Source organism: Bradyrhizobium sp. UFLA05-108, from assembly GCF_059803455.1.
The window spans coordinates 1-22,311 of the sequence record NZ_JBANAZ010000107.1 but is presented as its reverse complement, the minus strand read 5'-3'; the positions used below and the strand labels follow the sequence as shown (position 1 = coordinate 22,311).

Sequence of the window (22,311 nt, the reverse complement as noted above, 5' to 3'; positions counted from 1 at the left end):
ATATTAACCCGCTGCAAGCTCAGGGCGCGATTTGAAGTGACCCGTCTGCCTTGTTCTTTTTCTCTAGCCATAGATGCCCCGAATTCGATCCCTTTCTTGTACCTCTCCTCAATTCCGCATGTCCCGCTAGTCATCTTCATCATCACCCGACTGCGCGATCGCGCGCTGCGTGAACCGCGGCGCTTGATCCCGCGCAACACGAGATCGCGCTTGCTCAGAAGGAGCGCGCCCAATCCTTTGCTGCAGTTCCCTGATATCGCAAAAGACGTCGGCCTGCCGTCGCAGCTCGTCGGCGATCATTGACGGCTGAGTGGCAAGGCTGGACACGACGGTAACACGGACACCGTGACGCTGCACCGCCTCCACCAGCGGACGAAAGTCACCGTGGCCCGAGAACAACACCATTTCGTCGATGCGATCTGCGAGCTCCATCGCATCGACTGCAAGTTCGACGTCGATGTTGCCTTTGACCTTGCGACGGCCGCTCGCGTCTACAAACTCCTTCGTGGCCTTCGTCACCACGGTAAACCCGTTGTAGTCCAGCCAGTCAAGCAGCGGGCGGATCGAGGAGTATTCCTGGCTCTCTATGATAGCCGTGTAATAGCACGCGCGCACAAGCGTCCCCCGGCTTTCGAATTCCTTAAGCAGGCCCTTGTAATCGATATCGAAGCCAAGCGCTTTTGTCGTTGAGTGAAGATTGGCACCGTCAATGAACAGCGCGATTTTGCTGGAGCCGGAGGGCATCAAGATGTGACCTGCGTTCATTCATGCTAGGCTTCAAAGGTGCCGGCTGTTGAACTGGGATCGAAACACAGAGCTAGTTGATCTAACATCATCAGGACAGAGTTGTCGGCGGGCGTTGACATAAATACGACAACCCGTCTCATCTTTTTGGTACGAAAACGTACATTTGGATACCTCGGTTGTTCAGAAGGTATTAGGACTTTCGATCTGATGTCTGAGGTCCGCAACAGATTACTGCGTCTGCTTCCACCTGATGAACTCAAGCACGTTCTGTTGCTCTCCGAAGAGGTGCCGCTGACGAAACGGCAAGTTCTTCACCGCTACGGCGTTCGCATGCAGCACGTCTATTTCATTGAGACTGGTCTTGTGTCTGTGGGTGCCAAGGTGGGGCCGCAAAAGTTCGTTGAGGTGTGGCTGATCGGCTCGGAAGGACTTGCCGGAATACATCTCGCTTTGACGACAAACACGCAGCCGATGCACCGCCGAACTGTGCAGGTGGCGGGCGCGGCTAATCGGCTCAGGGTGGATCGCTTTCAGCAGGCGATTGCAAGCCTACCGACGTTCCGCAGAGTGGTGCACGCCTATATCGCTTCCGTGCTTATTCAGACCGCCCAATCAGGGGCATGTAATACGTCCCATCAATTACGGCAGCGCCTCGGGCGATGGCTCCTGCTCGCGCGCAATGCCCTGGAATCTGACGAGATCCCTCTTACGCACCAAGTGCTTGCTCAGCTTCTCGGAGTACGTCGTGCAGGCGTCTCGGACTGCCTTCTTCAACTCAGGAGGGATGGGCTCATCGAAATGATGCATGGCCGCCTTGTCATCCGCGACGCTTTTCGGCTGGCGCAGATCTCCTGCCATTGCAGGAGCTTGATCGAACGCGAGTACGAACGCCAACTCCTAAATATTTGCACTCCGAACAGCGAATCGTTGGTGCATGGGACCCGTTAGCCACCTGCGACGCCAAACTAAAAATAGCTGGTCGCCACGGTTGGTGCAGTTGGCTTACAGTTCCTCGATTTGCTCCTTCAACCAAATCCGTCGCAATCGGCCTCAAGGCCCTGTCATTCGCTCCACACGCGGAGCCTCCGAGGAGGATCGTGGTTTGGTTAAGTCCGGGCATCCTTCAGTTCCGTCATTATTCATCTGCGCCGGGAGAACAGAGAGGCAAGATTTGCGCATGCTTTTGCAGGATCACGCTTTGCGAGATGGTAAGGGGCGGGTACAGCCCGGCCGTACCGAGCCGCACAAGGCCTAGGAGCACGGGAATGGAAGAACAAGAGGCTTTGCGTGTGATGCGAGTTCTCATCAATCATGGGTGCAAACCCGACATGGATATCGCCGACGCTATGGCGCAGTCTTGGTTAACAGAGGCCGGTCTCAACGATCAGGAATATGAGCGCGGAATTGGGTTTGCCGGCGACCACAGATGGATAGTTCTGAGTGGGTGGGGAAGGTTTCGGATCACCCAGGCCGGACTTATCGCTGCGACCGTGGCGTGAGTTTGTCCCCAAGCCAGAACCTGAGGTCGAGCTAATGTGCCTCGGTACCGCCATTTGCCAAGCGGTGATGGCTCGGATCTTTTCATGGGGGCATCCCTCTGAGTATCGGTTGCTCTTCATTCTTCGCGGACCCTGCGCCTATGCCCCGACGGGTTTCACGCCGTACTTTTGATAGTAGGTGCTCCTGATTTCGTCTTGACTTCGAGGAGGGTGCGCAAAGACATGGGCTGGAGACAGCAACGGGGTGATCGAGGTGGTTTCGATTTTGACAACGTGATCGACCGGATACTCCGGGCCATTCGTCGCCCAAATCCAGTCGGCGATCATCAAAGACTCGTAATCGTCTGGCGGCAGTATCAACGCACGCCCTTTGAATCGATAGCCGCGCCTCTGGAAAATGTCGATTACGTTAATTTCGACGGCGGGATTGCGCTTCAAATTCAGTATCGTCCCGGGCGATGCGATATCAGCGAAGTAGAGAACGCCGTTTTTGACCGTCAAAGAAGCCTTCGGCGAAAGATTGGGCGTTCCGTCCTCGTTGACTGTCGCGACGAACGACAGTATCGCTTGCTTAATGATCGTCTCCATGTCGATAGTGATTTCAATCATCGATATTTCTCGCCTCATTCTTCGTAAATCCTCTCTAGCCCGCTGTAACTTCCAACCCGCGTTGCACCGCCGGCCGCGCAAGGCCGCGGGCGAGCCATACCTTCACATGAAGAAACCGGTCGAAGCCGACGAGATCGCGTGCTTCGTAAAAGCCGATCAGGTTGCGCACCCAACCGAGCAGCGAAATATCGGCGATGCTGTAGTCAGCACCCATCACCCAGTCGCGGTCCGCGAGCCGTTCGTCGAGGACACCGAGCAGTCGCGCTGATTCGGTTGCGTACCGGTCACGCGGGCGCTTGTCCTCATAGGCTTTGCCGGCGAATTTGTTGAAGAAGCCGACCTGGCCGAACATCGGCCCGACTCCACCCATCTGCCACATCACCCACTGGATCGTTTCGTAGCGGGTGTTCGGATCGGCCGAGATAAATTGTCCCGTCTTCTCGGCGAGGTAGAGGAGGATCGCGCCAGACTCGAACAGCGCGAGCGGCGTGCCGCTCGGCCCATCAGGGTCGTAGATTGCGGGAATCTTTCCGTTGGGGTTAAGCGCGAGAAAGGCCGGGTCGTGGGTTTCGCTCGCCATGATGTCGATCCGGTGCGGCTCGTAAGCAAGGCTCGTTTCCTCGAGCATGATGCCGACCTTCACCCCATTGGGCGTGGGGGTGGAAAAGAGTTGCAGCCGATCGGGGTATCGCGCCGGCCAGCGCGTAAAAATTGGATGATCGATCGTCACTTTATTCCTCCGAGATGAGCGTTCCGAGCTGGACCGGGACATGGCCGAATCTTCCACCTGGATGCGCGCCGAGTTGGCCCACGGGCGGATCCAAAAAAGCAGGCAACGATACGGCCGCGATACAGCTTTGTTTGCGATCGGCACCGGGGGTCATCCTGACCTGAGATGCCGGTGGCTGTCCCACCGACAGTCCGGTCGTGCCGACCACACCAGCCAGCTCCTGACCGGGAATCGCGGGCGACCGGTCACGGTAAAGGCGATCGGTCCAGGTCGAAGGCCACGTCAGCTCACCCGAGGTGAATCCCGACGCGTGAACCTGAACGACGACGTCGTTTATCGCTGCCTGCGGCTCGGGCCGCTCCACCAGTTTCATCCCGGCCGTTCCCGCAGCATGGTTCGTCACGACGATCGCTTTCATGGGAAGGATCTCCTCGGTCATTCGTCTCTTTGCTGGATATGTTCCGGCGATAATCCGCGTTTCAATCCGGATAAAGCGACGCCCAAGACTGCGACGATTCTCATGACACTGTTCCCCGTATCGGTGAGCCGGTAGCCTTCGAACTGTCGCAGGTGGTGTTCCCCGTCGTGTCGGTGTGCGGATTGCGTGCACCGAGAACAGTGAACAAGGTGGCGACGACGGCAAGTCCGCCGTATCCGAGCGCGATCTGCGGTAGAGAAAACGCATTTGAAAGTTGGCCGGAGATGAGGCTGGGTAAGGCGGCGCCGCTGTAGCAGAGAAGGTAGATCGCGCTGAAGATCGGTGCCCGTTCGGCCAGGGTGCTGCCGTGCAGCAGCCCGCGTGTGGCGGCGCTGATGGCGATGCCTTGGCCGGCCCCGGCGACGATGGTTGCGATGATGAACAACGCCAGTGTGCCCGCGGCGATCGCAGTGCTGATGCCGATCATTCCGGCCAAGAAGATGATCATACCGACGCGTTGGGCTACCGCGGATGTGAGCCGGCCGCCGATGGGAGCGCCGAGAACGCTGGGGGCCATATAGGCGGCGAACACCAGTCCGAGGATCAACGGGCTGCGAGTGTGGAGTTGATCTTCGACAAGCGCAGGCATGAACGCTTGGTAGAAGCCCCCGCTTGCCCAGGTGGCCAGGAACACGCCCGCCGCGACAGGGAGCAGATGCCTGACCCGGCCCGGTACGCTGACCCTGGGTAACAGCGATCGCCAAGCGCCCGGCGTCGGAGTTGCTGTTTCCGGACTGATGGCGATGAGTGCAGCAGACAGGAGCAGGAAGCAGACGCAAACCAAGTAGATGAGGTCGCGTGGCCAGGGGCCGAACTGGACCAAGGCGCCGGAGACGATGGCTCCGACAGCGACGCCGAGCATCGGTCCTTGGCTGGAGACGACGGACGCCAGCCATTCTGGTCTGCTGGGTGCGGCGTCGACGATGTAAGAGGTCAGGCTGCTGCCGGCCAACCCGGTACCGACGCCCACGAGGAGCCGACCGGCCAGCAGGGGGTGTATATCGTGCACATTCAGCAACAGCAGACAGCCCAGCAGTAGAAGGCTGAGGCTAGTGATCGCAGTGAGCCGACGGCCCAGATGATTGGAAAGCCGTCCCAGCACCAACAGTGCGGCTATGGTGCCGACGGCGTACGCGACGACGGCCATCGAGATGCCGGCGTTAGTGAACCCGTCCTCTGTGCGGTAGATGTTGTAAAGGGGGATCGGAGCGGCTGCCGCGGCAAACGCGACCACGAGCGAAACTGCCGCAGATAAGAATGCGAGCCGGAGCGCTCCGCTCCGGTGAGCCTGGTTGATTACTGGTGCCAATTTTTGCATCGAGCCGCGCATCCACCGTCTCTGGGAGAATTCGGGCGCGCAGGTCCAAAATCTCCGACTAGTTAGTTTCACCAGGCGCCGATGATCGTCGACGCCAAGCTGAAGAGCGTCTCCCTCGCTCAGAGTTGCCGTGGCTTACCCATGTCAGGCTGGGCTATCGCACTGCCGTCCCTTGGTTATTGTCGATCAGGTACCCGCCGTCGTCCATCCGCGCCGCGGCGTGCGATGTCGCTCGCCGAGCCTCCAAGGTGCACGTGTTTGCCGTCGGGACCAGTGCTATCGATTGACCAGTCCAACACGATCTGGGCGATATCGCCGGCGACGAACACATAGCGCGCCTTGGCCTTCAGCGGCAGACCGAACCTGAGATCGCGCTCGAGTCGGGCGGCGATCTCGGTGTGATCAGTGATGATTCGCCCGTCATTTGCGATGAACACAGCCTCTGGTCATACAATGCTATCATCGCGCTGACCTTGCCGGAGTCAAATCGCTCGATCAGCGGCGTGACCGGATAGGAGTCGGACATCGGGGTCTCCTTTTCGTGTTGGCTGAAACGGTCGCCCTGGGCGTTGTTCGATGAAACTGGGACAGTGCCTGTCATTGGTCGCAGCGCGGGATGAAAGTTTCCAATGGCCGGTAGTTATGGTTTCCATAGCGGCGGGGAATTGTGCGGCGGTAGTCCTCGCTTCCATTCATAGATCAAGGGAAGTTGCTCAGGCTGCGACGGCATCATGCCGCTCTGAGCGGCAATAACGATCGTCTATCGATTCGATGACGAGTGGTGATTTCCCTCGTGGGGCAACCGCAATGGTCTGAGAGTGCACACAGAAGTCGACCGAATCCTTGCGGTGGCCCCGGACAGCGACTATGCGCATGGGCGGTGTTTTGCCGGACGGATATAGCCATAATGCACGCTCGACTTCCGAGTGCGACCGAGCGCCGATCCACACGTCATCTACGTGTCGGGTGAAGCCTATGTCACCGTCGCCATATCGAGAATGAAAATCGGTGTCGATGGACGTGCAGATTAACTCTGCAACCTTGATGCATCGGGTCCGACGGGTACTCCAAAAGTCTGACCATCCTGCCCCTGTCTCAAAATGAAATCGAGGCGATTATAATACACCTCCGATAAGCCGAACTTTCTGTCCTTCTTGGCAAAGTCCTTGCCGTATGCCCAAGCGACCGAATGCGTGTAGATCGAATGATAGAAGCGTGAGATGTCAGTTTTTGCGATAAACCGATAACCTGTCAGGTCGATTTAACCGCTCGATTTCCAGCTGGTTGTGCGATGAAATTTCGAGCGCCCGCTCGCCCTTTGGCATCTGGCGAGACACGGAAAGGCTCGACGGATTACTCTGGAACAGTATGTCGAGTTCCGGAGCATGTGCGTCTAAAAAGTTCGCTAGGTCGAAGGCTGTAACGGGATGGATAGCCGAAAATGTTCGACGGGATGAACCTCGTTTTGACGCGTTGTAGATCGCCGACTGCGAGGGTTGCTTCTGGTCGGACAAATAGTCAAAGGAGTTTTCTGCGAAAAACTGAGCTATCTGCTCCGTATGAAAGGGAGGCGGCAGAATTTCCGGTAGATAACCAATCCGCAGCAAATCTTCCTATAGCGACATCGATGTGGTCTCACCGGCTTGCTAAAATTCAATGAGGTCATTCATCACCCGCCTAGTTAGATTCTTGACGCGCGCCACACCATAGCTGCCGGACATTGGGATAGCCTCCGTGCATTGCGTTGAAACTTAGGGAAATCCTTGAGGGGGCGCCGAGGACTGGCTGTGAAGCTAAAATCGGCGCATTCGCCGACTGATAAGTTTTGGTCGCAAATGGAGTCAGTTGCAAACTGATAAGGTTTGCATCGAAACGGAGTCGGTTTGACGACTGAGAAGGTAATGCGCAAAATGGAGTCAGTTGGCGACTGATAAGGAAATCGTACAAACCTTATCAGTGGCTAACGCGGCTGGCATTGGTGGCAAAACACCTTGCCGCAGTAGTTCGGACTAATCATTCATGCGCCCGGAGCCATCGACTGAAAGACGTCGTCGCGCAGATAGAAGTGGTGGAAGAGAGCCGCGGCTGCATGCACACCGGCAACCCAGAGGATGGCGCTTCCGAGAGTGGTGTGTATTTCCATGATCAGTTGCCCCAGTCCATGCGCCTTCGTGATCTGGGGGGCGATGTCGAATCCGGGAAGGGTGACGGGAATCCCCTCGAACCAGGTACCGAGCACCGCCGTTGTTGGAATCGCGATGAGGAGTGCATAAAGCGCGAAGTGGACGACCTTCGCCGCCGCAGCCATCCATCGCGGCATCGGTTGCTTCGCGGGCGCGCTGTCGATCAGCCGCCATAGCAGCCGCAGTACGACGACAATGAAGACGAGCACCCCGAGCGTCTCGTGAATCCTACGGAGCCCATCCGCGGCGCCGGAATAGAGCGAATAGCCGTCACCCTTGCTCAGCACAAAGGCGGCGAGAACCAGCATGACGGTCAGCCAATGGAGGGCCTGTGCGCCCGCGCCGTACCGAGAGGAAGTGCTGCGCAAACTGATTACCTAACTCCGATCTTAAGCCCGCCGAAGCGGTCGATGAACTGTGGCGGCGCGTCGCCAGAAATCAAATAGCGGCGCCAAGTGCCGGACGTTGAGCAGCGAATCATTGACCTCGAATGCAAGGATCGACGGCAGCACAGCGCCGCGCTTGCTTCTTGAGCGCCTGCGGGTGCAGCCCGCCCGACAGCACTCGCCGTCACGCCGCCAATTGCGGCAGCTCCGAGACCCTTAAGTAGCTCGCGTCGCAGCATCGAGAATCGAACATCGTCGGTCATGGGTTTGCTCCTTTCCACGCGCTAAGATCGAACCGATCCTCACATGGCAGTCCGCGTGTCGAGGTTCGCTCGCTCGGCGGCGCTCACCTCGGGCTTGTTGAGAACTGGGATCGTCAGCAAAACCGCAACGGCGAGAACCCAGTGGTAACGGGCGTCAAGCCCAGTGAAATGGAAAGGGGAGGTGTCAGTGATGCAGACCACACCCAATGCGCGGTCCACCCAGAGATGCAGCCAGTAACTGATGACCCGGACGAGCCCTGTCAGGTGGTCCGTGAGTCCCGGCAGCAGCAGTGCCGTAACACGGGTCACCATCGAAAGCCACAGCGGGACGGGACTGCTCTTGCCTAGCTTCAGCAGAAATGGTGCGACCATCCGAACGATGGCGACAGGGTAGTCGATTAGGTAAGTGCGGATAGAGTTGGTGATGAAGCGAAAGGGCATGGCGTAACTCCTGCATGCTGGGCTGCTCGATCGAGTTCTTTGGACATCGAGAGTAGGGCCTGCGCACACGAGCGGCGGATCGACCGCGTTGTGATCGATTGGCTACCCGTGCTGCCACCAGGTGTCGATGTGATGTATAGTGAGGGTATTCGCGTCTGCGCGCCGTTAGAAATGGCGGATCGTTATCGTTTTCATTCTCTCCGGCGCGCGCGTCTAAAGCTTTCAGGCGCCCACGACCCCCGCGCAGGGGGTCAGAGCAATCGCGCGAGTAGAAATCTCTTCCATTCGAACGCTCCCGGTTTGTCTATCCAAACTGATGCCAACCTAGATGCCGTAATGGGCCCTGCTCCGAGCAAAAGGTGGTGATGGTGGCTGAAGGAGGCGAAGGTCGCGAGCGAACCCGACGCCTTAGTTGAATTTTTTAAGACACTTGGCTTTGCGGCGAAGCGGATCGGGCTGGAGGCTCGGCCGTTGTCGCAATGGCTGCATGCGGGGCTAAAAAGGAGCAGGATACGAAAGGGTTCTGCTGGCGCCATGTAAAGGCCGCATTATCCGCGATGACAGTCAAGACGGATCGCAAGGATGCGCGTGGGATCGCGTAGTTGATCCGGATGGGTTGGTTCCGGCTGGTACACGCAAAGTCGGTCGATGCGCAGGAGATCCGGGCACTCCTGATCGCACGCAAACAGCCTCTTGGGCGGCTGATCGATGTGAATTGAGTATCCGCGGGATATTGCGTGGCTTTGGGCTGAAGGTTGGCCCGGTCACGCGGAAGAATTTCATTCCGTCTGAAGGCTTACTCGATGGACGTGGTCAGAGGGTTGTGATTGGTGTCGAGGACGAAGATAGCGAGCAGCTTTGCCGGCTCGGTCTTGCTCGCGTTGCGGCTGATCGAATGGATAGCGCCCGGCGGTTCGGACCAGCTCTCGCCTGCCCGATAGATGCGCGTCTCACCGTCATTCACCTTCGATTCGATCGCGCCCGAAATCACATAGGCGTAGATGAAAGCCGACTTCGCGTGGGTGTGGGGCACGGAGGCCGCGCCGGGCGCGTAATCGACTTCCACGGCGATCAGCGACTTGCCAGGGATATTGGGAATGGCCGCCTCGAAGTTCTTCGTGACGGTTTCCGCTTGGCTGTCATGGGCGTTGATTGGGCCGGCCATCGAGAAGGCGAGGGCGGCGCAGGTGGCGGCGATAACGGTTCGGATCTTCATGGGTTGTCTCCTGTTGCCTAGGTTGGTCTTCGTTCTTCATTCGCGGGTCACGAAGCCAATACACCGATCCTGACGACGCACATTCCCGCGATGATCGCGGCCGCGACGATGGCGCTCATCGCGATGCAGAAATCCCAAAGGCGATCGGCACTACGTTGATCGACGCCATGCGCGATCATCACCATTCTCAGCCCTGAAGCAAGGTGGCTCAGGACGAAGAAGACGCCGAGCGCGTAGTGAGGCAGCAGACGGATATTCCATGCGTCATGAATGAGCCCAGTCGGGGCTCCGATCGCGAAATTCCAATCTGTCGGTATGCCGAGGAAGCTTCGCGCGTAGACGAAGACCGAGTTCATGTGGCCGAGAATGAACAGTGATAGATAGGCTCCCGAAGCGACCTGATAGGTCCGCTGGAAGTCATGCGCTGCGGCGCTCCAGCGCCATGCCAGAAAGAGGCCAGTGCCGATCTGGAAAAGCATGGCCGCCACCAACAACGGTTCACCTACGGCAGAGCGATAAACCAGGCGTCCAATCTTCATAACGGCTGCATGCGCATCCGGCCCTATCAAGCCGAACAGATGATTGGTAAGATGAAACACCACGTATAGGCACAAGACGGCGGCCGTTACCCCGTGGACAACCCGCCAATCTCCGACTGCAGGCATAGCTGCAGCGACCGGATCTCGGGCAGACTGCGACCAGATCGCGATTGCGAGCCAAATCGCACACCAGACGACCTCGTCGGGAATAGGGCTTTTGATCAAGACCTGGACAACCCCGAGAAAGACATAGAGTGTTGGTGACACTACGCTGGCATAGGCGAGGCGTCTTGAACCGGGATTGGAGGTGGGACGACATGCCAGAGCGATCCCAAGAAGCGGCACGACGAACGCAACGACCAGGATGAAGGTAGCGCTGGCGATTGCGAGCGGTGGCGGGCTTACGGCCTGCGTGCTGACGATGGAATGAAAAGCCTTGAGCAGAAATGGATAACAGATCGCCGCAGCTGCGGGAACCAGAGCCAAATAGTCAAGGCGCTTGTCAAGAAGCGTTCTGCGATTCTGCGGGCGAACAAATGCTTCCATCACAAGAGCCACAATAAAGAAACCGGCGTACGAGACGATTCCCAAGACATTGCGTTACGATCGTGCATCGATTCTTTATTGTTCGATGACCACATAAACTCACACTTTCTCAAAGGCACGGCGCCTGGCCGCAACCGAACCTGGCTTCGGTCATGCCGAACGTCGCGCAATACCCACCAAAGCGGGGTATCGCATCGGCATCATGAGGTCGTTGATCTTCAACGTGAAAGCTATGGGTGCCTCTTTGTGGCAGGGAGCTGACAGGATGCGGCTGGCCGACCTGGACAGCGCCGGCCGGCTGCGTCCATCAATGGGCGTGCGTTGCTCAAGGACGAATGCGGATGATCGTGTTCCCTTTGCGTCGCTTGGTCGGGTTCAAGGCGGCGACGGCATCGTCGAGGGTCGAGACGTTGCCGATGTTCGTCCGCAGTCGTCCGTCCCGCACCCGCTGGACAATCTGACTCAGTTGGGCACGGTCGGACTCAACGACGAAGTCGACCGCCAAGCCGTTGGCGGGCCGAGCTTCGGCCGGCCCCACGATGGACACAAGCGTTCCGCCGGCTCGAACCAGGCCTGCGGATCGTTTCCCAATCTCGCCGCCGATGACATCGAACACCAGATCGACTCCGCCGACGTCTTCTAGGGCGTCGTTGTCGAGGTCTACAAACTCCTTCGCGCCGAAGTCGAGCACCGTCTGACGGTCGGCGGCGCGTCCGGTGCCGATAACGTGGGCACCGAACTCTCGTGCGAGCTGCGTCACCATCGAGCCGACTGCGCCCGCCGCGCCGTGTGTGAGTACGCTCTGCCCTGCCTGAAGACGGCCGTGCTGAAATAGTCCCTGCCATGCGGTGAGGCCCGAGATGGGCAGACTCGCGCCCACCGTGAAGTCGACGTCGCCCGGCAGCGGCGCGAGGTTGCGTGCCTCCATGGCTACATACTCGGCCAGAGTGCCGTCGCGATACCAGTCGGCGAGGCCGAACACGCGCTGTCCCACCGACAGCCCCGTCGTGCCGTAGCCGAGAGCGGTGACCACTCCGGCCAGCTCGTGCCCGGGGATCGACGGTGTTCGCTCACGGTCGAGGCGATCGGTCCAGGTCGAGGGCCACGCCAGCTCAGTCGGGACGAATCCCGACGCATGAACCTGAACGACGACGTCGTTTATTGCCGCCTGCGGCTCAGGCCGCTCCACCAGCTTCATCCCTGCCGTTCCCGCAGCCTGGTCCGTTACCACGATTGCTTTCATGGGAATTGTCTCCATGGCTGAATTTTTCTTCTTGGTGGAAATGTTGCTTGGATGAGCGCGTGTCGCTCACGGACGAACGCGGATGATCGTCTTCCCCTTGCGTCGCCCGGCCCGGTTGAAGGCGGCGACGGCATCGTCGAGGGTCGAGACGGTGCCGATGTTCGTCCGCAATCGCCCGTCCCGCACGCGTCGGATGATCTCACTCAATTGGGCGCGATCGGACACGACAACAAAGTCGATCGTCAGGCCGTCGGCGGGCCGTGCCTCGGTCGGCCCGGCGATCGTCACCAGCGTTCCTCCGGCTCGGATCACGGCTGCGGATCGCTTCGCGATGTCGCCGCCGAAGACATCGAACACCAGATCGACTCCGCCGGCGTCTTCCAGGGCGTCGTTCTCGAGGTCGACGAACTCCTGCGCGCCGAAGTCGAGCACCGTCTGACGGTGGGCAGCGCGTCCGGTACCGATGACGTAGGCGCCGGCATCACGTGCGAGCTGGGTTACCATCGAACCGACTGCGCCGGCCGCGCCATGCACGAGGACGCTCTGCCCCACCTGAAGGCGGCCGTGCCCGAACAGTCCCTGCCACGCGGTCAGGCCCGGCATCGCCACGCTCGCGCCCACCGTGAAGTCGACGTCGCCCGGCAGCGGCGCGAGGTTGCGTGCCTCGACGGCCACCTGCTCCGCCAGGGTGCCACCGCGATACGAATCTGTAAGGCCGAACACCCGCTGTCCCACCGACAGCCCCGTCGTGCCATAGCCGAGGGCGGTGACCACACCAGCCAGCTCTTGCCCGGGAATCACCGGCGTCCGGTCACGGCCGAGGCGATCGATCCAGGTCGAGGGCCATGACAGCTCATCCCAGGTGAATCCCGACGCATGAACCTGAACGCGGACGTCGTTTATAGCTGGCTGCGGCTCGGGTCGCTCCGCCAGCTTCATCCCGACCGTTCCCGCAGTTTGGTCCGTTACCACGATCGCCTTCATCATCTACCGCCCGATGTGTGGGATGTCGTCATTTCCCTTTTGCGCATGAGCGAAAATAGAACGGTGAAGATCGATGATCCAATGACCTTCGGCTATGGAATCGATGCCGCCAACTCGGCGTGCAAAAATCAGCGGTGCGGAATAAACGTCTGCTTCTCACGCCAAAGGGGCGCCGTCATATTGATGATCTACTGCTCGGCCCCCTTGGCCTGGAAAAAAACAACGAGGGACGTCGATTTTGCCATTCGATCCTCCGGAGATGCATATGGTTTTGCATGCTCGACCGCGGGGACAATCGTGGAACCCTGATGCGGTGCTAAATTATCCTAGCCTTGCCGGTACATCCGAAAAGCCCAGACGCGTTCCCGAGAATCGTACCTGGGTGCATCTAGGCTTTGACGTCAAGCCCGCGTCACACGACCCCTCTGAGCACTCTCGGAGAAAGTCGATACGACCGGATAGAGTCAGATCGGGCTAGCCCGTGTAACGGCGGGAAAGTCATTTTCAGGATCGAACACGTTATTGAAAAAATTCGTTAGGGAGTACATAGCCACCAGCGCGAGGATCTTCATGACATTCGCATCCGTGTAGCCTGCATCACGAACGGATTTCAGATCGGCGTCACTGACCTTGCCGCGGGTCTCGATGACTTTGCGCGCAAACTGGATGGCGGCGCGCCCGCTTCGGGTCGATGGCATGGCCCTTCCGAGCGAGAATGATTTGATCGGCCGGCAGCTTGGCCATATGCTCGGCGGTAAAGCTGTGAACCGACAGGCAGTAGTCGCAGCCATTCATTTCGGAGACAGCGAGGCCGATGCTGTCACGCGTCTTCACGTCGAGCGCCTTGCTCAAGGAGCGAGCAGGGCGGCCCACGCGTTGAACGCGATCGAGCTCTGCGCGAATGTCGCTATCATATTTGGGGTGAACCCGATGTTTTTGGTCAACGCATCGAGAGTCGGTTTACTATCGGCCGGCACCTGTTCCGGCTTTAGAGCTGCATTTCTTGGCATCATTAGTCTTTCGTAAGTTACGGTCTTTACTAATGCTTATACGAGATCCAGCACGTCGGCGACCGGACGGCGCGGCTTCTGCGCCCAGTTTCCCGGACGCTCCGGCCCCACGGACAACAACATGACCGGCACTTCGTCCTCGGCCAGTCTGAACTCGCGGTGCACCGCTTCGGCATCGAAACCGATCATCGGCGTCGAACCCAGGCCCAGCGAGCGGGCCGCATAGATCATTGCCGCCGCGCCAAACGTGCCGGTGCGTACTGCCTCGTCGCGCTGGCGCTGCGGGTACTCCATGTACAGATCGCGTGCGGGGATTTCCCATTCCGAGACCATGTTCGCCGGCATGATGCCCGCTTCCACTAGGGGTGCCAGACGCTCTGGTACTACGGTGGAATCGGCCAACTGGCCGCATACGATGAAGGTAACGGCTGCTTCGGTGATCGCGGGCTGATCCCAAGCGATCGGACGCAACCGAGCCTTGGCTTCAGGCGAGCGTGCGGCGATGAAGCGCCAGTTCTGCAGGTGGAAGGATGTCGGCGCGGTGGTGCCGATTCGCACGAGCTCGTGGATTTGGTCGTCGCTCAAGCTGGCGGCAGGGTCGTAGTACTTGGCGGCGCTGCGGCTCAGGATACACTCTATAACGGCGTTGGTGATGGTGGTTCCGTTGGTCATGATGATTCCTATGGGTGAAGGGATAAGTTGAGATACGAAAGTGCTTTCGCGTCTTTTTGCTGAAAATGCCGCGGCGATGGGGCCCGTTCGGCGTCTAATGGCAACGCCATGGGTAATTTCGGAAAGCGAAGGCAGAACAGTGTAACCTCGTTTCGAGAACTGCTCGGTGCAGGGCGGCGGCTTGACCAAGTGACGCATCAGGGAACACACGCTCGCGGTCGGACCGACTGGAGCCGCTTCGCTGCTCTACGCGAGCGCCACCACGGTGGCCGCGACTAGCGAGACCGCAACAGCTGGGCCGACGGTCTCTGGTGATTTCATCGGGGGCTCCTTTGTTGCCCGCGCACGGCACCGTGGCTCCGCGCAATGGCTTCATTCAAAGTCGAGGCGGCCGCGTGTTCGGCCGACCCAGTGGACCTCATGATCGGACGCAGCCGGCGAAATTAGAAATTCCGTTCTGGCATGCATTCGATAAGCGTGGGGTATCGTCGCTCAAAAGCGCTGTGCGCGTGCCCCCGACGGTCGAGGCCGTGCCGAACTCGGACCGGGAACGGTCCGTAGCTCTTCGATGGGCAGAACCATCGTTACAAAAAACAGGTCGTGTGTGCGAGGTGTCACTTCGCAGGGCTCGCGTCGGTCATCGGCTGCATCATTGCGTCCGCGTCGGGAAGAGGTTCGCCGAGCTACGCGCTCATGTGCCGGAGTAAAACCGCTCAAGGTCGCTGAGCGCGAGCGCCGACTGAAAAGATGCGCAGGGGCCATTGCAAGTCCTCACGGTGAATTCGGAATAGATTGTCGCAACGCGCATGGCACCGCGCGCGCCAAACCTTATCAAAAACTGCAACTGCGTCATGGCCGGGCTTGTCCCGGCCATGACGACTTCGCGTCACTTCGGCAACGACGGTTGGATGCCCGCGACAAGCTCGGGCATGAGGAGGCCGGACCGGCGCCCAAAAGTTAGATTAAGGAGCCTGCACCTTGAGCGTCATTCTTGCGAACATTGTCGTTGTTCGAGGCAGGGGCAGACGAGCGGCGGAGTTTGTCCAGCGCACTCGTCCAGTCGCGAACACGAGCAACTTTGATAAAGGCATCGAGCGCCGGCGAATACTGCCTCCCCGCCACGGCTAAAAGCTGCACCTCTCGCCGGACGGGGTCGCCCTCAATTGGAATAGCAGTGAGCGACGGCAGTCTGGGAGCGTGCTCTGGCGCCAAGATGGCTCCAAAACCGGCGGATGCCATCTGCTGAAGATGCCCTTCCTGATCGCTCCTGTGCACAACTTTAGGACCTGAATGGTCGGCAAAACAAGCCTGCTTGAATCGGCCTGCGACGTCGCATCCGAGTCTTTCGAGAAATACCACCTCATGCAAGTCTTGGAGCGGGATAACGGTTCGCCCCGCCATCGGATGTTTCCGAGATAGAACGAGCACGCACCGCTCCTCGAAGAGCGGCCAGCGGTCGATACGTTCAGGTAGCTCCACCGCGTCACCGACGAGTGCGGCATTGACCTCGCCATCTAAAAGCATCGCAACGAGCCCGTTGGCATTGGTCTCGCGCAGATCGACCCGAAGGTCAGGGATGATCCTGGCGAGCTCCAAGAGCAATTCCGTAATGAGCGCGGCGGAGACTGACGGCACCAGCCCGATCTTGAGCGGGGCGATGGTCTTCTTTTTATAGCCTCGCGCCTGAAGCCGTACGGCCTCCGTGGCGGCAAATATCTCCTCCAGCGTGGGCAAAATCATCTTGCCCAGCTCGGTGAGTTGGGTGAGGTGACGTTCACGGTGAATCAACGCGCCACCGAGTTCTTGCTCGAGCTTGTGTACCGCCTTTGTCAGCGCCGGCTGGGTCACATTGCATTGCTCCGCAGCCCGCGTAAAATTGAGCGTCCTTGCTAGGGCCAAGAAATATCGTACCTGATGAAACTGCAGCTGCATATTCATACTCGAAAGATTTGCCGTGGTGCGGACCGCCCCAGTTCGTTGCCATGGTGGGCAGGGGCGATGGTCAAGCGGTTTGTCGCGGATGTTCCGAGAAAGCAGGTATTGTGCGCCGGCTCGGAATTGTCGACCCGCGCCTCGCGGAAAGTGTTCTCACTGACGCTGTTTTCCTATTAACGTCGCGGACCAAGACATCAGCTCGATCCTAGAGTCGAAAACGCGGCGTCCGATCAAGCGGAGTCGCTTGTCCAGTAAAGGATAGAGGAGGATCCAAATGTCCTTCTTGGCACTGGCAATATCGCAGTCGGTGCATTTCCTCCTTTGCTCTAACCTTGGCGGTCTGAGCTTTTGGGCCGGGTTGATTGAAATTGTAGTAGAACCACCCATGGGTGTCGGCATAATGCTTGGTGTCCTTGACGGTCACATCGGCGCCACTGGGCGATGCAGTTAACGCTGGGAATATGGCGCGCATCCTTGTTCTCCGTGACGCTGCTGTGCCTGATGTTCTTCCGGACTAGAGATAGAGCGGATTGGTCGCGGCGTTAAGCGCAGTTCTTGTTGCATCGTTCTCATTCTTGCGGGTTTGTTGGGTGAGTATTTAATGGCGCTTGCGTCTGTAGCGTGTCCAACACCTCAGTGGTCTGGACCGCCAGGTCCACCAAGTGGACTCGAAGAATCTTCCGTGATCTGGAGGATCGGTTCCGCTAGTGCGGACTGCGCGAGTGATCCTTTACGACGGGCTTCGCTGGGGTGCCGACACGTTAATCATATCTGCAATCAAGGAGCGTAGTGTGCACTCTTCGCTCGCCAAGTTGACCTGCTGCCGCACGCGTTGACCGGCTCGATCACCATACGACGAGATTGAGAAAAGTGACGGTAGTCAGTCTCAGCCTGCACCAGCGTCGCTCTTGAACTTCGTTCGAATGCTTTTTGATGACCGCTCCCGCGCGACGGCAACTATCCGCAGTTCTCATGAGCTCCGGCTTTGCGTTGTCGATGTCGGGCATCGAACGATCAAGCCAGGGCAGGGCGGGATCGGCATTCCTTATCATCACGGATAACGGTCGCTCGATCTTGTGCACCGTCGCGGCGCTACTGCATCTGAACTCACACTTGGATGCACGGGACGCGGTGAGAGGGAACGCGCCATTTGGCATCTTCGATCACGCCGCAGCAAATACTGAGACGCCCTCGCGGTCGATGGGCTAGTTAGCTACAGCGCCATGACCAGCCCGAAGTCGCCGCGATCTGAGCGCTCGGACTCTTCGTTCCCGTCAGCTACGCCGAACATGGAAGGAGATGGCTATGAGTGGTTCCAAGGAACAAGCCACGATCATGGCGATGTCCCCGACGATGAATAGCGCGAAGCTGGCGCAGACCTTGAAATCCAGTGGGACCAGCCCCTGATGTTCTTTCTGAAGGAATATAAAAGTCGCTGTCCTTTATGGCGATCCGATCCGGCCTGCCGTTTTGACCATCTTAGAGCATCACAATATACCACGCTTAAATCCGCTGGCGAGCCATCTGCAGGATGTTCAATTCACGTCGCCTGATTTGACTGTGCGGGCACAGTGAATTGCACGGTGATGCCCGGCTCGACGTTCGGGGTGGCCCATATGCGTCCCCCGTGAGCTTCGATAATCGAACGGCAGATTGATAACCCCATGCCCATGCCGCCGGGCTTTGATGTAATGAAGGCGTCAAAGACGCGCTCGAGGTCCAGTGAGCTCAGACCTGGGCCCGAATCCCGCACTTCGACAAGCACGCCGTCCGGCTCACCTTTAGCGGTGGTGATCACTAGTTCTCGTGACCTCTCGCAGACCGAGCTCAGCGCTTCGATCGCGTTGACGATCAGGTTCATGATCACTTGTTGCATCTGGATCCGATCTCCTCGAATGAGCGGCAAGCCCTCCACGAGGTGTGACCGCACCGAAATGCCATTCTTCACGACTTCGCCACGGGTCAGGGCTATGACCTCAAGGATTGCTCCGTTGATGTCCACGTCTTCTTTCCGGAGAGGCGCTTTTTTGAATAGCGCGCGCATGCGGTCGATGACCTCGCTGACGCGATTGCCATTTGCAAAGATTCGGTTGAGAGCCGTTCTAGCTTTCTCCAGATCTGCTGGTTCTTTGCTCAGCCAGTGCAACGCCGCAGAGGCGTTGTTGAGCGTCGCCCCGATCGGCTGGTTGACTTCATGGGCAATCGAAGCCGAGAGCTGCCCCAGTGTTGCGACTCGATTCGCGTGCACGAGCTCCATCTGCACCTCGCTGTAACGCCGCTCGCTTTCGCGAATTTCCTCCTCCGCCCGCTTGCGCTCGGTTATGTCGACTACGAAGGCCACGCCCTGGTCTTGACGCCCGCCGAACGTCGCTGCCCCGACCAGCACCGGCACGCGGCCGCCGCTTTTCAGGAAGTACTCCTTCTCATAGGGTTGCGTGATTCCGGTCGCCTCCAGATCGGCCACACGTCGGTCGTCAGCATCGCGCCATTCGGTGGGCGTCAGATCCCGCCAGCGCAGTTGACCGGAGACGAGATCGTCGCGGTCGTATCCGACGATGCGGAGAAAAGCTTCGTTGGCATCGATGATCCGACCGTCAAGATCCCAGACGAAGATGCCGATGATGTTGGCATCCACTAGCCGTCGGATCCTGGCCTCCCGCTCAGCTAGATCGCGGTACAGGCTGGCGTTCTCTATTGAGATAGCCGCCTGGGAAGCGAGCAATGTGAGGACCACCATTCGAGCTGGAGTAAACGCCCCAGTCGTAAGGTTGTTCTCCAAGTACAGCAGCCCGATCAACCTGGTCTGCTTAAGTATCGGCAGGCAGAGCACTGACCGTGAGCGGTGGTCGCGAATATAGCCATCCGCTGAAAATGAGTTCTGACTGGACGCATCGTGCAGGAGAACGCTTTCTTTTGTCCGAAGGACGTAGTGAAACACAGACTTCGGTAGATCTGCGGCCGTGACGGGTGCCTGTTTCAGGACCACGTTCGCGTTGTCACTGCTGGTTGTGGCCTCTGCTTCTATTAGATATTCGTCGCCTCGGGGAAGAATCAAGAGACCTCGATCGGCGCCCGCATGTTCAATTGCCAAACTCATGAGCGTGTTCACTAGCCTCTCGAAAACGATCTCGCCTGACACTGCTTCCGAGACCCTGATGACGGTAGCTAAATCGAGCTGCTCGATGGGTGTCACTATCGTCGCCGTGGAATCCGGGATCGACTTGTCCACTTTGAGATGCGCATAAAGCTGCTCGAGTTGGCGAACCTTTCCGTTGGCTCCCCAGCGCAGGTAGCAGGCCCGCGCGGCCCGCAAATAGGTCGCCGCGATCTTCTCGTGACCGCGCTCTGCGTAGAAGCACCCGGCAATCTCGTTGGCAATCGCCTGGTTGTGCACGAACCCGTGTTTGCGAGCTTCGCGGATGGCCTTGTCGTACAGCTCCTGAGCGTTCAGTACGCGGCCCTCAATGCGGGCGATCTCGGCACCGACCAAGGCAGCGCGGTTCTCGAAGTTTTCTGCACAGCGCGCCGCCCATACTTCGAGTTGTTTGTGGTGGGCCACAAGAGCCTCAAAATGTTGTTGTTTCTCGTTCGGCGATGCGGAATTCCATGCTGCCGCGTGGCCGAGCGCACTGTAGAAGCAATACTCCGCCGTTTCAAAATGTGATGGTGAGGTCCAAATTAGCTGTTGCGCTCTCAATGACGCATCCATGGCGGAAGCATAGTCCGCAGCAAAGAACCGGGCTTGTAACTTGCGGACCCAATATCGAAACTCAAGCAGCTTCAAGACCGGATTACTCGCTAGGTGGCGCTCGAATCGAAGCTCGTCAAATCCCTCGTGGTTGAAGGAGCCAAACGTCGGAGTCAGTCCGCTAAGCGTCCGAATAAATCCGAGCTGCATGGCGAGATTGTCAATGACGAAACCGAACCGAACCTTCTGCGCATACTCGAAACCCCTCTCGGCTTCCCGTTCCACCTCAGCAAGCGGGTCTCCCGCCGCCAAAAAGTTGGTTATCAAGTGATTGCAGCTATAACCCGCAAATGCAATGTCCCCTGTGCGGTCTGCAGTAGCAAAGGCGCGACGTACCAGATCACGTCCCTCCAAGACATGTCTTGCCCACGGCATGACAATGTTCCCAAAGGACATGTACGTTCGAGCTTGATAGCGCTTTAGGCCGCGCTTTTCTACCAGTTCATAGCCAAGCCGGCCGAAACGAAAACCGTCCTGATAGTTGCTGAAGCGAGGTCCAGCGATCTGGGCGAACCATACATAAGCGAAGCAGGACCCATCGCTGTTGCCATACTCGAGGCTCAGATTCACCATTCGACAAACAACGAGCGAAGATAAGTTCTCCTCGATATGCATTGCCGGAAACTCGGCTAATATATCTAGAGTGGCGAGTAAGTCCGGATCGCTCATCAAAGGCAAGTCGACGAGTTCCTCGATTTGTCGACTTCCAAGCTGGGACCAGATTCGATCGTATTCGCGTTGTACGTCGATACTAGTCGGATGAAGTGACCAATCAATGCCTCCACGCTGGAGGTATTCAAGGCATATCTCGACGCCGCGATCGCTCTGGTCCAAAGCGGTATAAAGAGTGAGCCGCAAACGTGTAACGGCGGCGGTATCGAGGCCGCTTTTGGCACGACGCGCCAGCATCGAAAGTCGAGTTTCGGCTGCCGCCTTACTCGCGGTCAGTAATTCGCACTCGGCCGTTAGATATTCGATGGCGAAGATGAGCTCGTAGTTGCAGTCCCAAATCTGCTCAGTCAAAAACGCCCGCCCAACGGCGAGATAGGAAAGCGCTGAAGTATACGCCGTTGAGACCTTCGCGCGTCTACCTGCAATGAGATTCAATTCTGCGACCCACTCACGCTCCTGATCTGACGTTATGAGATGAGAGCCACGATTGAGTTGGTTTACGATATCGAAGATCTTCTCTTCGATTTGCGTTGGCGGAATGCTGGCTGCGAGGAGGCGGCCAATTCGAATATGAGCTTCGGCGCGGGCCGTTTCAGGTATTAGTGAATAAGCCGCTTCCTGGACACGATCATGCAGAAAACTATAGGCGCTTTCTGAGTGGAGAACGAGCCCAACTCGGACCGCTTCCAGTAGATCGCGATGCACTACATCTTTCGAGTCTCCGTAAACCGTCGTAAGTAGTGCGAAATCCGCGCTGTTGCCTAAACAGGCAAGCTGCTGCAGTGCGTTCTGAGTTCGAACGGGCAGCCGAGTCAACTTCCCAACCATGAGGTCCACCACGTTATCGGTGTACCCCTTTGCGTGAATGCGATTCAGATCCCAAGACCATCGCGCGTTGCAGTGGTCAAAAATCAGTAACGCCTCCTCGGCAAGCGCATAAATAAACTGATTAGCAAAGAATGGATTGCCAGCAGTCTTCTCTTGAACTAGTTGCGCCAACGAGGTGGCACGCTCCGGCTCGCAGTGAAGGGAATCCGCAATCAATTGTCCCAAGTGTTCACGGGGCAGGGGCGCGAGGGTGATCTCCTGCAC

General features: G+C 58.3%; 17 protein-coding genes and 3 pseudogenes. 3 read left to right on the top strand and 17 right to left on the bottom strand.

Annotation, left to right across the window (positions count from 1 at the left end):
* Positions 1 to 126: 126 nt before the first annotated feature.
* Positions 127 to 744, bottom strand: coding sequence for a LabA-like NYN domain-containing protein (locus SO140_RS42760; RefSeq protein WP_498544019.1), 618 nt, complete (start codon positions 742 to 744; stop codon positions 127 to 129).
* Positions 745 to 954: 210 nt separating this feature from the next.
* Here SO140_RS42760 and SO140_RS42755 point away from each other — a divergent pair, with 210 nt between their 5' ends.
* Both SO140_RS42755 and SO140_RS42750 read left to right on the top strand, forming a co-directional pair.
* A complete protein-coding gene (locus SO140_RS42755) occupies positions 955 to 1,695 on the top strand; it encodes a Crp/Fnr family transcriptional regulator (protein WP_498544018.1) in 741 nt (246 codons plus the stop codon).
* Between the two features lie 317 nt (positions 1,696 to 2,012).
* Positions 2,013 to 2,246, top strand: coding sequence for a hypothetical protein (locus tag SO140_RS42750; protein WP_498544017.1), 234 nt, complete (start codon positions 2,013 to 2,015; stop codon positions 2,244 to 2,246).
* A 138-nt stretch (positions 2,247 to 2,384) separates the two neighbouring features.
* Here the strand turns inward: SO140_RS42750 and SO140_RS42745 are convergent, their stop codons facing one another.
* The 8 genes and pseudogenes from SO140_RS42745 to SO140_RS42710 all read right to left on the bottom strand — a co-directional run bounded on the left by SO140_RS42745 (position 2,385) and on the right by SO140_RS42710 (position 8,654).
* Entirely contained in the window at positions 2,385 to 2,855 is a 471-nt protein-coding gene (locus SO140_RS42745; RefSeq protein ID WP_498544016.1) for a pyridoxamine 5'-phosphate oxidase family protein, read from the bottom strand.
* 34 nt (positions 2,856 to 2,889) lie between these two features.
* Positions 2,890 to 3,585 (bottom strand): glutathione S-transferase N-terminal domain-containing protein, encoded by a 696-nt coding sequence (locus SO140_RS42740; protein ID WP_498544015.1) that lies wholly within the window; start codon positions 3,583 to 3,585, stop codon positions 2,890 to 2,892.
* 175 nt (positions 3,586 to 3,760) lie between these two features.
* A pseudogene (locus SO140_RS42735) lies at positions 3,761 to 4,003 on the bottom strand (NADP-dependent oxidoreductase); the annotation flags it as partial.
* A 100-nt stretch (positions 4,004 to 4,103) separates the two neighbouring features.
* Complete coding sequence (locus SO140_RS42730) at positions 4,104 to 5,393, bottom strand: MFS transporter (protein ID WP_498544014.1); 1,290 nt, start codon at positions 5,391 to 5,393, stop codon at positions 4,104 to 4,106.
* Between the two features lie 164 nt (positions 5,394 to 5,557).
* Positions 5,558 to 5,818 carry a hypothetical protein gene (locus SO140_RS42725; protein WP_498544013.1) on the bottom strand — a complete coding sequence of 87 codons (261 nt, stop codon included), beginning with the start codon at positions 5,816 to 5,818 and terminating at the stop codon, positions 5,558 to 5,560.
* Positions 5,819 to 6,604: 786 nt separating this feature from the next.
* Positions 6,605 to 6,988, bottom strand: a complete 384-nt coding sequence (locus tag SO140_RS42720; protein WP_498544012.1) for a hypothetical protein — start codon at positions 6,986 to 6,988, stop codon at positions 6,605 to 6,607.
* 410 nt (positions 6,989 to 7,398) lie between these two features.
* On the bottom strand, positions 7,399 to 7,872 hold the full coding sequence (locus SO140_RS42715; protein WP_498544011.1) for a cytochrome b: 474 nt from the start codon (positions 7,870 to 7,872) through the stop codon (positions 7,399 to 7,401).
* Between the two features lie 380 nt (positions 7,873 to 8,252).
* On the bottom strand, positions 8,253 to 8,654 hold the full coding sequence (locus SO140_RS42710; protein WP_498544010.1) for a hypothetical protein: 402 nt from the start codon (positions 8,652 to 8,654) through the stop codon (positions 8,253 to 8,255).
* Positions 8,655 to 9,029: 375 nt separating this feature from the next.
* Here SO140_RS42710 and SO140_RS42705 point away from each other — a divergent pair.
* A pseudogene (locus SO140_RS42705) lies at positions 9,030 to 9,435 on the top strand (transposase); the annotation flags it as partial.
* A 15-nt stretch (positions 9,436 to 9,450) separates the two neighbouring features.
* On the opposite strand, the gene SO140_RS42700 reads toward SO140_RS42705, so the two are convergent.
* The 8 genes and pseudogenes from SO140_RS42700 to SO140_RS42665 all read right to left on the bottom strand — a co-directional run bounded on the left by SO140_RS42700 (position 9,451) and on the right by SO140_RS42665 (position 22,272).
* Positions 9,451 to 9,870, bottom strand: a complete 420-nt coding sequence (locus tag SO140_RS42700; protein WP_498544009.1) for a cupin domain-containing protein — start codon at positions 9,868 to 9,870, stop codon at positions 9,451 to 9,453.
* Positions 9,871 to 9,917: 47 nt separating this feature from the next.
* The gene (locus tag SO140_RS42695; RefSeq protein ID WP_498544008.1) at positions 9,918 to 11,000 is read right to left on the bottom strand and encodes a hypothetical protein; all 1,083 of its coding nucleotides are present in this window, start codon (positions 10,998 to 11,000) and stop codon (positions 9,918 to 9,920) included.
* Positions 11,001 to 11,280: 280 nt separating this feature from the next.
* Positions 11,281 to 12,198, bottom strand: coding sequence for an NADP-dependent oxidoreductase (locus SO140_RS42690; protein ID WP_498544007.1), 918 nt, complete (start codon positions 12,196 to 12,198; stop codon positions 11,281 to 11,283).
* 66 nt (positions 12,199 to 12,264) lie between these two features.
* Complete coding sequence (locus tag SO140_RS42685) at positions 12,265 to 13,182, bottom strand: NADP-dependent oxidoreductase (RefSeq protein WP_498544006.1); 918 nt, start codon at positions 13,180 to 13,182, stop codon at positions 12,265 to 12,267.
* Between the two features lie 464 nt (positions 13,183 to 13,646).
* A pseudogene (locus SO140_RS42680) lies at positions 13,647 to 14,192 on the bottom strand (carboxymuconolactone decarboxylase family protein).
* Between the two features lie 36 nt (positions 14,193 to 14,228).
* On the bottom strand, positions 14,229 to 14,864 hold the full coding sequence (locus SO140_RS42675) for a nitroreductase family protein (RefSeq protein WP_498544005.1): 636 nt from the start codon (positions 14,862 to 14,864) through the stop codon (positions 14,229 to 14,231).
* 957 nt (positions 14,865 to 15,821) lie between these two features.
* Complete coding sequence (locus tag SO140_RS42670; RefSeq protein ID WP_498544004.1) at positions 15,822 to 16,796, bottom strand: LysR family transcriptional regulator; 975 nt, start codon at positions 16,794 to 16,796, stop codon at positions 15,822 to 15,824.
* A 1,543-nt stretch (positions 16,797 to 18,339) separates the two neighbouring features.
* The gene (locus tag SO140_RS42665) at positions 18,340 to 22,272 is read right to left on the bottom strand and encodes a trifunctional serine/threonine-protein kinase/ATP-binding protein/sensor histidine kinase (protein WP_498544003.1); all 3,933 of its coding nucleotides are present in this window, start codon (positions 22,270 to 22,272) and stop codon (positions 18,340 to 18,342) included.
* Positions 22,273 to 22,311: the final 39 nt, after the last annotated feature.